The sequence below is a fragment of the Pseudomonas sp. EB271-G4-1 genome (assembly GCF_058791355.1).
Map to the genome: position 1 here is coordinate 42119 of NZ_JBYTEO010000003.1, position 14671 is coordinate 56789.

A 14671-nucleotide genomic window follows, 5' to 3' on the forward strand; every position below is an offset into this window, starting at 1 on the left:
AATCGGGTTTGGCTTCTATACTCCCAGCCGAACCCACTTTTTACCTTCCAGGAGTCGAGTCATGGAAGAACAAACAAACGTCGAAGTGACGGAACCCCGCTTCGAACATGGACACTTCCTGCTGATCGCAGGGCTTGGCGGACACTTCACCCAGCAAACCGTAAAAGACATTCCCGATCTCTGGGAAAAATTCATTCCTCATATTGGCAATGTTCCAGGGCAAAAGGGCGAAGTGACCTACGGCGTCTGCTGCAATTTCGACGGCAATGGTGGCTTTGATTACATCGCCGGTGTCGAGATCAGCAAACTCGACGACTTGCCGGACACTTACCGCTGGGTCGAGGTCCAGCCTCAGCTGTATGTGGTTTTCGAACACAAGGGGGCGCTGCAGTCGTTGCCGCAGACCTTCCAGCACATCCATGGCACGTGGTTGCCACAGTCCGGTCGCGAGCTGTTGGACGCACCGGAATTCGAACGCTACAGCGAAGACTTCAACCCGAAGCTCAATACCGGCAAGCTGGAAATCTGGTTGCCGATCAAGGCATGACACCCTGGCGTCGGGAGGCGGATCAAAAACGATTCGTCTCTCGATGACGCTGCTTTATGATCCACGTCCTTTCCAACTGATTTGCGACTCGCCATGAACACCGTCATCCGTCACGTCACGCCCGCTGATCTGGACCGTTGCTTCGCCATTGAAACCGTTGCCTACGAAGGCGACGAAGCCGCCACCCGAGAGAAAATCGCCACCCGCATCGCCACCTGGCCCGAGGGTTTCATCGTCGCCGAAGTGGACGGCGTTGTAGCCGGTTTCATCAATTCCGGAGCGGCGTTCCAGGTGGAAATGTCCGACGAAGCGTTCAAGGAACTGATCGGCCACGACCCGGCGGGCCCGCACGTGGTGATCATGTCGGTGGTCGTGCACCCGGATTACCAGGGGCAGGGCCTGGCGAAGCGCTTGATGGGCGAGTTCATCGAACGTATGCGTGCGATGGGCAAGGTCAGCATCAACCTGATGTGCAAGGAACGACATATTCCTTTGTATGCGGGCTTTGGTTTTGCCTACATCAAGCCATCGGCGTCCGACCATGGCGGCATGGCGTGGCATGAGATGGTGCTGAATCTCTAAACCCGACGCAGAATCCTTGTAGGAGCGAGCCTGCTCGCGAAAAACCAGAGGGCACCGCGGGGCGTCAGGTTTCCCGCGTCATCGTTGACCTCCATCGCGAGCATGCTCGCTCCTACAGGGGGGCGTGTGTGCCAGTCAGAACACCAGGCCCATCCGCCGCTCATAGCCGATCCGCCCCTTGTATGCCTCGCCACTGTCGACAAATCCATACTTGGCATACAACGCAATCGCAGACTCATTGTCCGCATCCACCGACAACTCCAGCCCACGGATTTCCGGCCACGCCTGGCGCGCAACCTCAGGTAGCGCTTGCAGGCAAGCCTTGCCGTAACCTTTGCCTTGAGCGCGCTGATCGACTTGCAAGGCGTGCAGTGTGGCGCTGTGTTCGTTGGCCCAGGCGGGCAATACCGGTGGGCGTTTGAGCAGCAGGAAGGCCACGGGCACCGCATCGGCCAGCAGGGCAAATCCCTTGACGCCGGGGCCTGGCCTGGACAACAGGGTGTGCAACGCACCGTGAATGTCGCCTGAAAACCTGGTTTGTTCCGGATGCACTTCGATGGCCTCGACCTGCTGGCGCTGCAGCGCGTTCAGGCTTTCGTAAGGCACGAGTCGGGCTGTCACTGGAGTGTCCTTTTTCCAACAGAAATGAGTCTTGGATTCTAGCGAGTTTGCGTTCATGGATTATTTTTATTTCGACTGTCGATCAGGCGGATCGCCAGTCGACTAAGGGTGTCTTCACTCTAAAAACCACGGAGAACCACCATGAGCGATACCTATGAAATCCAGACCCTGATCGCCACCTACCGTGAAGCGGTCATCTCGAAGGACGTCGAGAAAATCATGGCCCTGTACGCCGACGACATCGTCTCCTACGACGCCGTCAAGGCCCTGCAATTTCGCGGCAAGGCCGCCTACCGCGCGCATTGGCTGGAGTGCATGGAAATGTGCCAGGGCCAGCACACATTCGACTTCGACCACATGAACATCGTGGCCGATGAGCACATCGCCTTCGCCCATTGGCTGGCCCATTGCGGCGGCACTAACGAGCAGGGCGAAACCCAGGCCTGCTGGATGCGCGTGACCGCCTGCTATCGGCGCGAAGCCGGGCAATGGCGCATCGTCCATGAACACTGGTCGGCCCCGTTCGACATGACGAGCGGCACGACCTTGTTCAATCTGGAACCCTGATCATCGGGAAACCGCACGAAACTGCCGATCTGCAGCCATAGTTATCCGTTCAATCAGGAGAGTGCGATGAAGTATTTATGCCTGGTCTACAGCGAAGAGCACTTGCTGCATTCGCTGCCCGAGAGCCCCAAGGACGAGGAATGCCTGGCCTATGCCGAGGCTGTCCAGGGCAGCGGCCGGATGATCGCCGCCGAGGCCCTGGAATCGGTGCAGACCGCCACCACGGTGCGCATGCGCAACGGCAAGATGTCGATCACCGACGGCCCGTTCGCCGAAACCAAGGAGCAGTTGGCCGGCTTTTACCTGATCGATGCCAAGGACCTCAACGAAGCCCTCCAGATTGCCGGGAACATCCCGGCGGCGAGGGTTGGCAGTGTCGAAGTGCGCCCCGTCCGACAGTTGAATCCTTAAGATGCCGGCGCTGTCGGTACAGGCCAGGGTCGAGCAGGTTTATCGCCAGGAATCGCGACGCATTCTTGCGACCCTGATTCGCCTGCTCGGCGATTTCGACCTGGCCGAAGAGGCGTTGCATGAGGCGTTTTTCGTAGCGGTCGAACGCTGGCAGCAGGACGGTGTGCCGGACAATCCGCGCGCCTGGCTGGTCTCCACCGGGCGCTTCAAGGCCATCGATGTGCTGCGCCGGCGCGCACGTTTTGCCGCGTCCCGACCGCTGCTGGTCGCGCAGCTGGAGGCACTGGAGCAGGCCGACTGGAGTGACGAAGACGTGGAAGACGATCGCCTGCGCCTGATCTTCACCTGTTGCCACCCGGCATTGGCGCCTGACGCGCAGGTGCCGTTGACCCTGCGCGAAGTCTGCGACCTGACCACGGAAGAAATCGCCCGGGCTTTTCTATCGGCGCCGGCCACCATCGCCCAGCGCATCGTGCGCGCCAAGGCGAAAATCCGTGATGCGAAAATCCCCTATCAGGTGCCATCCCTTGCGGAACTGCCCGAGCGCCTCGACAGCGTGCTGCGGGTGATTTACCTGGTGTTCAACGAAGGCTATTCGGCGTCCGTCGGCGCGCAAGTGACCCGCGAAGACTTGACCCGTGAAGCGATCCGCCTGGGGCGTTTGTTGATGGAGTTGCTGCCGGAACCGGAGGTCATGGGCTTGCTGGCCCTGATGTTGTTACACGAGTCTCGGCGCCTCGCCAGGACCTGCGCGGACGGCGACCTGATTTTGCTGGACGACCAGGACCGCACGCTGTGGGACGCGCAAATGATTGCCGAAGGCTGTGCACTGGTGGAGCGGGCATTGGGCTCCAGACGATTTGGTCCGTATTGCCTGCAAGCGGCGATTGCGGCGGTGCACGCCGAAGCGCCGTCGATCGAGGAAACCGACTGGGCGCAGATCGTCGGGCTGTATGAGGTGTTGCTGCGAGCGTGGCCGTCTCCGGTGATCGAATTGAACCGGGCGGCGGCGATCTCCAGGCGCGATGGACCGTTGGCAGGGCTAACGCTGGTCGAGGGGATTCTGGCGCGTGGTGAGCTGCTCGAGTACCACTTGGCGCATTCGGCGCGGGCGGAGTTCTGTCGACAGTTGGGCAGGGTGGAGCAGGCGCGGGCCGCCTATGAGCGGGCGCTGGAATTGACGCAGCAAGAACCGGAGCGGCGGTTTATTGAGGCTCGATTGCGGTCGTTGGAGTGATGTGATTTTTGCTGGCCTCTTCGCGAGCAGGCTCGCTCCCACAGGGAATGACGTGCACCACAAACCCCTTGTGGGAGCGGGCTTGCCCGCGAAGAGGCCAGTAGCGACACCCCTATTCCAGCATCTTGCCCAGCAACCAACTCCCAGCCGGCCCCGGCGGATGCAAGCGTGACCACAGCGCATCCACCGACACCGTTTTTGGCCAGCCACGCACCTGCAGCTCTTGCAAGGTTCCCGGGCCGAAGCGCGCCACCAGCCAGCGTGGCAGCGGCGCCCAGCCAAAACCACCCTGGGCCATTTCCAGCAGCATCAAATAACTCGGCGCCGACCAGACGCGCCCCTTTGCACGGCTCTCATACGGATTGACGATGGTCGCCAGGCGCAGTTCGCGATGCTGTTGCAGTACGTCCTGGTCGATGTGTTCCAGCGTCGCCAGAGGATGTTCGGGTGACACGAACAGGGCGATTTCCGTGCGTTCGTCCACCGTCGAATTGACCAGGTCCGGTGGATAACTGTCCTGCATTTCGGCAAAGGCTATCTGCGCCCGGCCACTCTGCACCAAGGCCACCAGATCGTCGCATTCGGCGATCAGGCATTCGAGCTCCAGGTCCGGATAACGCTGTTCGAACGCACTGAGCGAGGCTTCGAAGCGGTCGGATTGATAAGTGTCCGAGAGCGCCACGGTCAGCTTCGCCTCGACGCCTTGGGACAGTTGGCTGGCGGTCATTTCCAGGCGGCTGGTGGCGGCCAGGATCTCTTCGGCCCGTTGCAGCATCACGTGCCCGGCCGGGGTCAGGCTGGGCTTGCGGCTGCTGCGGTCGAACAGCGTCAGGTTCAGATCGATTTCCAGGCTGGCGACGGCGGCGCTGATGGTCGACTGACTGCGGCCCAGCTTGCGCGCTGCCGCGGAAAACGAGCCTTGGGTCGCCGCCTGGACGAACGCCTGCAACACTTCCTGGGACGCCATGAACTATCGCCTTGATCGATGGTTATTGGTTATGAAGTATCGGTCTGAAGTTGGATGATGGCAATCGTCGTCACTCAAGGAGTCAGGCCATGAGCGCCAATAAATCCATTACCGAACGTATTTTCCAGGCCATTGGTTTCGAACTGCTGGCGATCCTGATTTGTACGCCTTTGCTGGCATGGATCATGGACAAACCCATGGTGGAAATGGGCGTCGTCACCGTCGTCATTGCCGTATTGGCCCTGGCCTGGAACGTGGTCTTCAACGGCCTGTTCGACCGCGTGCTCAAGCGTTTCGCCATTGCGCACAACGCCTGGGTCCGCGTGGTGCACGCGCTGTTGTTCGAAGGCGGCCTGGTCGCCCTCGGCGTACCGTTGATTGCGTGGTGGCTGAATGTCAGCCTGTGGCAAGCGTTCCTGCTGGATATCGGCGTGCTGCTGTTTTTCCTGCCGTACACCTACGTTTACCACTGGGTGTATGACGTGGTGCGCGAGCGGGTGCTGATGCGCGAATCCTGTAACGCATGACTTTTTGTAGGAGCGAGCACGCTCGCGATGGACTCGAGAACGCCGTGGGGTGTCAGGCTCCCCGCGGTATCATTGACGACCATCGCGAGCACGCTCGTTCCTACAGGTAGAATGCTAGAAAATCTGGGTAAACAGCCAATACAGACTGCCCGACAACACAATCGCCGCCGGCAAGGTCAACACCCAGGCCATCAGCAGATTGCGGATGGTCTTCATCTGCAAGCCTGCGCCATTGGCGACCATGGTCCCGGCCACCCCCGAAGACAGCACATGGGTGGTCGAGACCGGCAAGCCGAACATGTCGGCGGCACCGATGGTCAGCATGGCCACGGTCTCCGCCGAGGCACCTTGCGCGTACGTCAGGTGGGTGTTGCCGATTTTCTCGCCCACGGTCACCACGATACGCTTCCAGCCGACCATGGTGCCCAGGCCCAGCGCTATCGCTACGGCGATCTTCACCCACAACGGGATGAAGCGCGTGGCGTTGTCAATTTGCTGCTTGAACAGCTGCAGTTTGCCGGTGGTGTCGGCGTCGAAGTTACCGACCTTGTTCTTGTCCATCAGGCGAATGGTTTCGCTGGTCAGGTACATGTCGTTGCGCACGTTGCCCATGGCCTCGGCCGGCACTTTGGACAGCGAACCATACCCCTTCACTTCTTTGCCGATGTTGCCGGCCAGCGCCGCGAGGGCGGGGATCAGTTGCGGCGTGACATCCTTGCTGCGCACGAAATCGGAGAGGATCGCTCGCGGGTCGGCCGGAGCCGGCAACGGCGCACTCTTGACCAGCGCCTGTTGGGTCACTTCAGCGACCGCGGCGAACTGCAACGTCTGATCTGCGGGCATGGTGCGGTTCAGCGCATACGCCATCGGCAAGGTCCCGACCAGGATCAGCATGATCAGCCCCATGCCTTTCTGGCCGTCGTTGGAGCCGTGGGCGAAGGACACGCCGGTGCAGGTCAGGATCAACATGCCGCGAATCCACCACGGTGGCGGTGTATTGCCCTTGGGCGCCTTGTACAGCGCGCGATTCTTGACGAAAACCCTCAAGGCCAACAGCAGCAGTGCGGCGCAGCCGAAGCCGACCAGTGGCGAGAGCAGCAAGGCGTAGCCGACCTTGGTCGCCTGCGCCCAGTCCACACCGCTGGTGCCGTCACGCCCGTGCATCAGGGCATTGGCCACGCCGACTCCGATGATCGAGCCGATCAGGGTGTGCGACGACGATGCTGGCAAGCCCAGCCACCAAGTACCGAGGTTCCACAGGATCGCGGCGATCAGCAGGGCGAAGATCATGGCGAATCCGGCCGAGGAGCCGACTTGCAGGATAAGCTCCACCGGTAACAACGCGATGATGCCGAACGCCACCGCGCCACTGGACAGCAGCACTCCGAGGAAGTTGAAGAACCCGGACCAGACCACCGCGAAATTCGGTGGCAGCGAGTGCGTATAGATCACCGTGGCGACAGCGTTGGCGGTGTCGTGGAAACCGTTGACGAACTCGAAGCCCAAGGCAATCAGCAAGGCCACGCCCAGCAGGAGGAATGGCGTCCAGGTGGTCACCACCGTGCCGAGTTCATTCACGTCGCGCATCAGGCTGTACGCGGTGAACAGCAGTCCGATACTCAGTACTGCAAAAAACACCACCAGGGTGAATACACCGGGTTTCTTGTCGAAATGTGGATGGGCGCTACGGGCGGGCGCCGGGGCGGCAATAAAGGAGGGGCTGGCCATGCCGGACATTCCTGGGAAGGGTAGGAGTGTCGCCCATGATCGTTGCGAAGTTTTACCGGAGAACTGCGCTGGATCAGGGTTTGGTTTTTTTGCGGCGACCACCCGTCGAAAGATCGCTCGCGTCTACAAATCCTGACGCTTGCGAAACGCCCAACGTCCTGCAATCAGGGTAAAGGTCGCAACCAGCGCCACCAGAATCCAGAACCCCTCCGGGTCCTGTGAGAGCGGCACCCCACCAACGTTCATGCCGAAGAAACCGGCAATGATGTTGATCGGCAGAGCCAGCACCGTCACCACCGTGAGGGTGAACAGGGTGCGGTTACTCTGTTCGTTGAGGTTGGCGGCAATTTCCTCCTGCAGCAGCTTGATCCGTTCGCCCAGTGCCGTGAGGTCGTTGATGATCAGCGCAAACTCCTCGGTGGACTTGCGCAACTCCTTGACGTCTTCCTTCTGCAACCAGGGCGGCGGGCGATTGAGCAGGCGCAGCAACGAGCCGGGCTCCAGCGCCAGCAGGCGTTGCAGACGCACCAGCACCCGACGATTGGCCCCCAGTTCCGCACGGTTGGTCGACAGGCGCGAGGACAGCAGCTCATCTTCGACCTGATCCACGCTCAGGCTGGTCTTGCGCACGATCTGGGTCAGAATTTCCCCTTGGTCACGCAGCAGATGCACCAGTAACTCCAGCGGCGAGCGGAAGCATTCGCCAGCCTTAACCGACGAACGAAGCTTGTCCACCGAATGCAGCGGTTGCAGGCGTGCGCTGATGAGCAGTCGACTGCGGGCGCAGACCCACAGGGTCGAGACATCCGAGGACGTCATGCTGCTGAGGTTGAACACCACGTCGTTGACCACCGCCAGCAATGCCGAATCCACATGTTCGATGCGCGTCGACCGTGAGCCCTCATGCAGGGCCTCGAAAAACTCGTCGGGCAGTTCCAGATGGCTCTTCATCCAGCGTTCGCACGCGGCATGGGCGAGGTTCAGGTGCAGCCAGAGAAATTGCTCGGTGTCTTGCGGATGTTGCAGGTACTGCAAGGCCCTGGCCGAATCGATTTCCTGGCCGCGCTCACCGGGACGAAAGCTGAAACCGTAGAGCAGGCCGAACAGATCCGGATCGCGATGACTGTGATCGATGCTGTGGTTCATGAGGGCTCGCATGGGGGGCGCCTGTCGCGTGTTTTACAGGTTCACGTGAGCCGCATCATCGCAAGGCTGGATGACGAATTTGTGACCGTGGCCGGATCGGTCACTCAAACGCAAAAAAGCCGCACGAGGGGGAAATCGTGCGGCTTTTTTGTGGTGTGCATCAGTCGTCTTTTTTGTTCTTCAGGACTTCGCCGGTGGCGGCATTCAGGTCCACGTCCCATTCAACTTTGTTGGCATCGAGCAACTCGACTTCGTACTCATAGCCGTTGAAGTGGTTGTCCAGCTCGCTGTCAGTAATCGTGGCACCCGGGTGCAGCTTCATTACGATCTGGTTCAGCTCTTCCAGCGGCTTGATCTTGCCATCCTTGACCAACTGAGGGATCTGGTCGACGGGCACGTCTTTGGCCTGGGCCAGGCCGGCGGTGAAGGTCAGGGCGGCAGCGGTGAACAGTGCGGTCAGGGTTCTCATGAGGTTCATTCCTTGGTTGAGCCGTTTAAGTGGGATCAGATTAATTGTGGCAACTTAATTCACGCTTAAATTCCCTTGAACCGAATGATCAATACCCATTATTGCGCAGCACCTGCGCCACACTTGCCGTCGCCGGGCGCTTGTAGAACTTGAGCAATTCGCTGGCGCGGTTGGTGAAAATACCGTCGACCCCGGCATCCATGACTTTCTGGAAGTCCGCCGCCTCATCAATGGTGTAGACATGCACCAGCAGGCCCTGATCGTGGGTGTACTGGTTCATCCACGGCTGCACCAGGTCGGCGTAGCTCTGATCGCCCCCGTGGGTCAGTGCAGCGGACGGGCCTGTGCCGATCGCACCCTGAGACTTGGCGTAGTCGACCCAACGCTGGAATTCGGCTTGGTCTTTCGGTTGCTGTTTAGCGTAGTAAGCGGCCTTATCCTTTTCGCCGGACTCGGCAAAGCTCACTGTCGATTTTGGCTCGATGCTGCCTTCGCCGACCCACAACAACAGGATCTTCGGCACCTGCGGCATTTCCTTTTGCAACAGTTCGAGGCTGCTCTTCTCGAAGGTTTGCAGCACCACCTTGCCTTTGCCCTGGCCAACGCCCAGTGCGCTTTTGGCCAGCTTCGACCCCGCGGGGCTCAGCCAGCCGCGATCCTGGAGTTTTTCCTTGAGATCGTGTTCGATGCCGGGAAACTGCTTTGGCTCCTTGGTTTCGATATACAGGCCAGGCTTGTGCAGTGGATTGCCTTGGGCGATGTCGATGATTTCATCGAGGGTGAGGATTTTCAGGCCGGCAAACGCAGGCTGCGCGCGATCTGGATAGGCCGTGTTGAACCAACTGCCGGCGTCCAGGGTTTTCAGCTCGGCCATGGTGAAGGCGTTGGCCGGGCTGTCCTTGCGTTCGGGGAACTTGCTGGCGACGTCGGTGGTGCGTTGCAGATTATTGTCATGCAGGGCGAACAGCACGCCATCCTTGCTGCGCTGCAGGTCCAGTTCCAGATAATCGACGCCCAGGTCGCGGGCCAATTTATAGGCGGCAGCGGTGGATTCCGGTGCATCGAAAGACGCGCCACGGTGGGCAATCACCGCCGGGTGTGGAATGCCCGCGCGGGTCGCCAATGCAGCGGGGCCGGGTTCGCTGGCGGCCTGGGCTTGACCCAGCAATAGCAGCAAGCTCAGGAGTAGGGCGCTTTGGGTGGAGGTGGCCGGCATGGTCGAGATCCTTTCGCGATAGGTTTCAAAGAGGTCTCTTTTAACAAGTGAACCGGACAAGCGCTATCGTCAGACCGACATAAATCTGTTCAAAGCAGATGTTTACTGCGCTTTTGTGCACTGTCGCTGCTTTTGCTTTTCTTGCCCCCTCACACCTTGAGGCTGTCACAGGTTGACAGAGCGCTAGCTGAAGTTGCCGTAGGGGCCGATCACGTTTTTGGTTCATCCTTGCGCACCAGATGCTGATGCAATTCTGTGGTCAGGTTCTCGATGCGTTCGCTGAGGGTTTTGGTCATTTGCGTGAGGCGGGTGTTTTGCTCAAGCAGTTCCATCAGTTGTGCGGTGTTTTTCGCCGCTTCCGCCTGTCGTTCACTGTTGGCGATCGCCAGCGCTTCGCGGTGCTGCGCATCGGCATCGGATTGGGCTTTGTCCCGTGCGGCCTGGCGGGTCTGGGCCAACAGAATCAAAGGGGCGGCATAGGCCGCTTGCAGGCTGAAAGCCAGGTTAAGCAGGATGAACGGGTAGGCGTCGAAGTGGGTGAAGCCAAATAGATTCAGGCACATCCAGATCACCACGATCAGTGTTTGCGCACCCAGAAAAGTCGGTGTGCCGAAGAACCGCGCAAAGGCTTCGGCACGCAGGGCGAACTTGTCATTGCCAAAGGTTGGCGCCAGATGGGCATGTGCGCGATGGAACCGCAGGTGATCGACGGGGGCGGGGGCTTCGTTGCTCGAGGAGGTCATGATGCTCTCTGCAGGGCCCTAGGACTGAGATTCACTATAGCCTCAGCGCGAGTTTCATTCTGAAACACATACCCCCGTAAAAAACGCCGCGATCAATCGTTCGGCGCCGCCGTCGAATTGTCATTTATTGCAACTCGTAGCAGGCCAGGAACATGTCCAGCGCCGATTCCACCACAGTGCTCCGCATCTCGGCCGACAAGCCCGGTAACCCCATTGAGATCTGCGGCCAAAAGGCAAAGGACTTGAGCATTCCATAGACTTGTTGCGCGGCAAACGCCGGGTCGACCGCTTTCAAGCGTCCATCGGCCTGGGCAGCGCGAATCCACAGGGTCAGGTTTTCTTCGCGCTCACCCATCCGGGTCACCATGCTTTGCGCGCGCTCGGGAGAATGAATAGTGGCGGCTATGGCCACCCGCGCCAGGTCGAGCAGATTTTCATCGCTGAGCATCTGCAGTTTTGCCGTCAACAGGTGGTGCATCTGTTCACGCAAGGGCAGGTCGGGGCGGTAGGGTACTTCCTGTTCCGCCGTTACCCGGACCCACAACTGATTGAGGATTTCGGCGAACAGTTCTTCCTTGCTGGGGAAGTGGTTGTACACCGTGCGCTTGGACACCCCGGCGGTGGCGGCAATCTTGTCCATGCTGGTGATGTCGAAACCATTGGCACGGAACTCGACAATTGCCGCCTGAATGATGGCTTCGCGTTTACGGTCGGTGAGGCGCTGTGGAGCTGTCATAAATACGCTTCGGCAGGAAAAAAAGGAAAATTACACTCAGCAGTTTACTTGTCGACGGCTTTGCTGCAACCTTAAAACTACACTGTGCAGTGTAATGTTTTGTTAATCCTGCCCGGTGAAAATAGAGTATTCGGCTGATGCGTGCGTGCCTTGGCCATTTATCGTCCCAAAACGAAAAATCGTGAAACGTGCGGTTTTTCTGGAGTCATTTCCTCATGGCCAAATCAACTCCCCCGGCGAACGGCACCTCCAGGCCTGAAGCTTCCCGACAGGCTCAAGGGCAGTTTCAAAACCACAGGCCGATACAGCATTTGAGCCTTGGCAAAACCCTGCGCATCCTCTGGAATGCGATGTTTCACAAACCACGCAACACCCGCCCGACGGCGCCTGTTCCAGTGCAACCGCTGACGCAAGCGGCATTGATGGCGGCGCCCAACCACAGCGTCTATCGCCTGGGCCATTCCACTGTACTGCTTAAGCTGCGGGACAGATTCTGGATTACCGACCCGGTGTTCGCCGAGCGTGCTTCCCCCGTGCAATGGGCCGGCCCCAAGCGTTTTCACCAGCCGCCGATCAGCCTCGACCAATTGCCGCCGATTGAAGCGGTGATCCTGTCTCACGATCACTACGATCATCTGGACTATCACGCAGTGCGTAAACTGGCCGACAAGGCCAAGTACTTCCTTACTCCATTGGGCGTGGGCGACACCCTGATCAAATGGGGTATCGACGCCAGTAAAATCCGCCAACTGGACTGGTGGCAGGGTACCGAGGTGGAGGGTATCCAGTTCGTTGCCACCCCCTCGCAGCACTTTTCCGGTCGCGGCCTGTTCGACGGCAACAGCACCCTCTGGGCCTCTTGGGTGATGATCGATGGCGATACGCGGATCTTCTTCAGTGGCGACAGTGGATACTTTGACGGCTTCAAACGCATCGGCGAACAATACGGCCCTTTCGACCTGACCCTCATGGAAACCGGCGCCTACAACGTCGACTGGCCCCATGTGCACATGCAGCCTGAGCAGACCCTCCAAGCCCATCTCGACCTCAAGGGGCGCTGGCTGCTACCGATTCACAATGGCACCTTCGATTTGTCGATGCATGCCTGGTACGAACCCTTCGACCGCATCCTGGCCCTGGCCTGGGAGCGCAATGTATCGATCACCACGCCACGGATGGGCGAGGCATTCAATGTGCTGGCTGCCAAGCGTGGCATTGCGTGGTGGTATGAAGTTGAAGAGCAGGTCTACCAGAACCAACAAAGCCTCGGGTGAAGCATCTACAAAAAGAGGCGAGCATTCCTGGATGGATCAGGTCGTAGCTCCAGTATTGAAGTTGCGACCTTATTCAACCATTGCAAAATCCGCCCGCCCCACCGGATTCGGCGTAGACCCTTGCACATTCATCCCTCTACCCGGCGCAAACCCCGGGAAGAACACCAGCCCCTCCGATTCAAGCCGATACGCCAATGCCAGGCGGGTGACATCCAGCACCTCCTGCCGCGCCTCGAAGCGCTCAATGGCTTGCACCGAAACCCCGGCTTCGCGGGATAACGTTTCCACGCTCCAGCCCAGCATCGCTCGGGCCTGGGCGCAGTGGGCCGGGGTGAACTGGAAGAGGGCGATACGTTCCAGGGTGATTTTCATCGCTTGAGAGGCCATGGGGTTCTCCGGGCTCGAGAGTGTTGAATTCAAATGTACTGTGTTTTTGTACAGTTGTTTTCGCTCCGGATCAAACGCATTTTTCGATTTTAGCTATTTCCCGCCCATGGCCAGACGGAAGGTCGCCGGGTCACCACTGCGCGCGATGTGCTCCCAGTTCAGATGCCGCAAGCGTCCACTGCAGTGGGGTCCCGGTGATTTTCAGCGGCACGTGCAAGCGATGCGCCGGGCCCCATGGCGTTTGCTCGACCAGCATGCCCTGGTCGTGCTCATCCTCGGCCCGTAATGGCGTGTTGCTGCCGGGACCATTTTCGATCAACAGTTTTGCCGTACGCGCCAATGACAATCGCGCCGAACCACCCTGTCCGCTGTTCAAGTGTTCTGCCAATAACTTGATCGCGCTGGCCGCCATCAAATACCCGGTGGCATGATCGAGCGCCTGCAGCGGTAAGGGCGTCGGTTTGTCCGCTTGCGTGATGTGCATCCCCGCGTCAGCGATGCCGCTGCTCATCTGCACCAGGCTGTCGAAGCCGCGGCGGTTCTGCCACGGGCCACTCCAGCCGTAGGCGTTGAGGCAAACGTCGATCAGGCCAGGGAACCGTTGCTGGCGTTCGGCGGCACCATAGCCCAGACGCTCCAGGGCATCGGCGCGGTAACCGTGGAGCACGATGTCGGCGTCCTTGAGCAGGCTTTCGAATACCAATCGATCGGTTTTATCGTGCAGATCCAGGCGTGCGCAACGTTTGCCCAGTGTCATTTCCGGCACTACGCCCGGCTCGTTCCAGGAGGGTGGGTCGATGCGCAGCACATCAGCGCCCAGGCCCGCGAGAAAACGGCTGGCGACGGGGCCAGCAAGCACGCGGGTCAAGTCCAGCACCTTGATGGCAGCCAGTGGTCGCGCCACCGAACCTTGCCAGGGTGTGCCGGGTCGGTTGTGGCCGGCGATGAATTGAATCAGCGGTTCGGCGTTGACCGCGAGTCCTTGCGCATGGACCTGCCATTGGTCCCAGCTGCGCATTTCGGCGGCACAGCCACCGGCCTTGACCACGGCCTGTTCCAGATCACTCTTGGCCCATTGCGCCACTTTGCTGGCCATCGCGTTGCGGTCGACGCAGGCGCCCAACACCGATTCGGCGGCGGCGCGGTGATGGGGCGCATTGGTGTGCAGGCGGATCCAGCCATCTTTGGTGGCGTAGTCACCGGCGATCGGGTCCCACAGCGGTGGTACGTTCCAGCCTAGCGGGCGGATCGAGCTGGAGAACCAGAATGACGCCAGGCGCCGGTCGACTTCCAGGCCTGGCAAGCGACCGGTTTGCTGGTGCAACAATTCGCTGACAGCCTGGCCGGCGGCGGCGATGCTGGCGCAAGCCAGGTCGGTAACGGCAAACACCGAGGGCAGGGCGCCGCTGGAGGTGAACGCAACAGGGGTGTGCGGCATGCCGAGTTCGGCTTGAATGGACGTGAGTAAATCAGTCATCGACGGGCCCTCCGGAACGAGAGCCCGAGCATAAAT

17 protein-coding genes are annotated in these 14671 nt (G+C 59.9%); 7 read left to right on the top strand and 10 right to left on the bottom strand.

The features are described from left to right. The first annotated feature begins 61 nt into the window (after nt 1-61). Entirely contained in the window at nt 62-547 is a 486-nt protein-coding gene (locus AC3WWR_RS02160; RefSeq protein WP_492598424.1) for a GyrI-like domain-containing protein, read from the top strand. A gap of 93 nt (nt 548-640) precedes the next feature. Continuing rightward, nucleotides 641-1129, top strand: a complete 489-nt coding sequence (locus AC3WWR_RS02165) for a GNAT family N-acetyltransferase (RefSeq protein ID WP_020797070.1) — start codon at nt 641-643, stop codon at nt 1127-1129. A gap of 135 nt (nt 1130-1264) precedes the next feature. On the opposite strand, the gene AC3WWR_RS02170 is transcribed toward AC3WWR_RS02165, so the two are convergent. Next, on the bottom strand, nt 1265-1750 hold the full coding sequence (locus AC3WWR_RS02170) for a GNAT family N-acetyltransferase (RefSeq protein WP_033043411.1): 486 nt from the start codon (nt 1748-1750) through the stop codon (nt 1265-1267). A 141-nt stretch (nt 1751-1891) separates the two neighbouring features. Between AC3WWR_RS02170 and AC3WWR_RS02175 the strand changes: the two genes are divergently transcribed. From AC3WWR_RS02175 to AC3WWR_RS02185, 3 genes are all read left to right on the top strand, one after another. Beyond that, nucleotides 1892-2317 carry a YybH family protein gene (locus AC3WWR_RS02175; protein ID WP_020797068.1) on the top strand — a complete coding sequence of 142 codons (426 nt, stop codon included), beginning with the start codon at nt 1892-1894 and terminating at the stop codon, nt 2315-2317. 66 nt (nt 2318-2383) lie between these two features. Then, a complete protein-coding gene (locus AC3WWR_RS02180; RefSeq protein WP_020797067.1) occupies nt 2384-2728 on the top strand; it encodes a YciI family protein in 345 nt (114 codons plus the stop codon). A 1-nt stretch (nt 2729) separates the two neighbouring features. After that, complete coding sequence (locus AC3WWR_RS02185) at nt 2730-3965, top strand: RNA polymerase sigma factor (RefSeq protein WP_020797066.1); 1236 nt, start codon at nt 2730-2732, stop codon at nt 3963-3965. A 112-nt stretch (nt 3966-4077) separates the two neighbouring features. Here the strand turns inward: AC3WWR_RS02185 and AC3WWR_RS02190 are convergent, their stop codons facing one another. Beyond that, complete coding sequence (locus AC3WWR_RS02190; protein ID WP_020797065.1) at nt 4078-4932, bottom strand: LysR family transcriptional regulator; 855 nt, start codon at nt 4930-4932, stop codon at nt 4078-4080. 89 nt (nt 4933-5021) lie between these two features. On the opposite strand from AC3WWR_RS02190, the gene AC3WWR_RS02195 reads away from it, so the two are divergent. Beyond that, nucleotides 5022-5459 (top strand): multidrug/biocide efflux PACE transporter, encoded by a 438-nt coding sequence (locus AC3WWR_RS02195; RefSeq protein ID WP_020797064.1) that lies wholly within the window; start codon nt 5022-5024, stop codon nt 5457-5459. A 114-nt stretch (nt 5460-5573) separates the two neighbouring features. On the opposite strand, the gene AC3WWR_RS02200 is transcribed toward AC3WWR_RS02195, so the two are convergent. From AC3WWR_RS02200 to AC3WWR_RS02225, 6 genes are all read right to left on the bottom strand, one after another. Beyond that, on the bottom strand, nt 5574-7187 hold the full coding sequence (locus tag AC3WWR_RS02200; RefSeq protein WP_432669094.1) for an inorganic phosphate transporter: 1614 nt from the start codon (nt 7185-7187) through the stop codon (nt 5574-5576). Between the two features lie 123 nt (nt 7188-7310). Continuing rightward, nucleotides 7311-8333 (bottom strand): transporter, encoded by a 1023-nt coding sequence (locus tag AC3WWR_RS02205; protein ID WP_033043412.1) that lies wholly within the window; start codon nt 8331-8333, stop codon nt 7311-7313. A gap of 160 nt (nt 8334-8493) precedes the next feature. After that, a complete protein-coding gene (locus tag AC3WWR_RS02210; RefSeq protein ID WP_020797061.1) occupies nt 8494-8802 on the bottom strand; it encodes a PepSY domain-containing protein in 309 nt (102 codons plus the stop codon). An 88-nt stretch (nt 8803-8890) separates the two neighbouring features. Then, nucleotides 8891-10018: a glycerophosphodiester phosphodiesterase gene (locus tag AC3WWR_RS02215; protein WP_033043407.1), complete on the bottom strand. Its 1128-nt coding sequence runs from the start codon at nt 10016-10018 to the stop codon at nt 8891-8893. 209 nt (nt 10019-10227) lie between these two features. Then, nucleotides 10228-10761: a DUF1003 domain-containing protein gene (locus AC3WWR_RS02220; RefSeq protein ID WP_020797059.1), complete on the bottom strand. Its 534-nt coding sequence runs from the start codon at nt 10759-10761 to the stop codon at nt 10228-10230. 124 nt (nt 10762-10885) lie between these two features. Continuing rightward, nucleotides 10886-11497: a TetR/AcrR family transcriptional regulator gene (locus AC3WWR_RS02225; protein ID WP_083348344.1), complete on the bottom strand. Its 612-nt coding sequence runs from the start codon at nt 11495-11497 to the stop codon at nt 10886-10888. Nucleotides 11498-11712: 215 nt separating this feature from the next. On the opposite strand from AC3WWR_RS02225, the gene AC3WWR_RS02230 reads away from it, so the two are divergent. Then, complete coding sequence (locus AC3WWR_RS02230; RefSeq protein ID WP_033043405.1) at nt 11713-12771, top strand: MBL fold metallo-hydrolase; 1059 nt, start codon at nt 11713-11715, stop codon at nt 12769-12771. Between the two features lie 69 nt (nt 12772-12840). On the opposite strand, the gene AC3WWR_RS02235 is transcribed toward AC3WWR_RS02230, so the two are convergent. Continuing rightward, the gene (locus AC3WWR_RS02235) at nt 12841-13158 is read right to left on the bottom strand and encodes a helix-turn-helix domain-containing protein (RefSeq protein ID WP_020797056.1); all 318 of its coding nucleotides are present in this window, start codon (nt 13156-13158) and stop codon (nt 12841-12843) included. Between the two features lie 130 nt (nt 13159-13288). Next, nucleotides 13289-14635, bottom strand: a complete 1347-nt coding sequence (locus AC3WWR_RS02240) for a CoA transferase (protein WP_492598425.1) — start codon at nt 14633-14635, stop codon at nt 13289-13291. Nucleotides 14636-14671 lie beyond the last annotated feature (36 nt).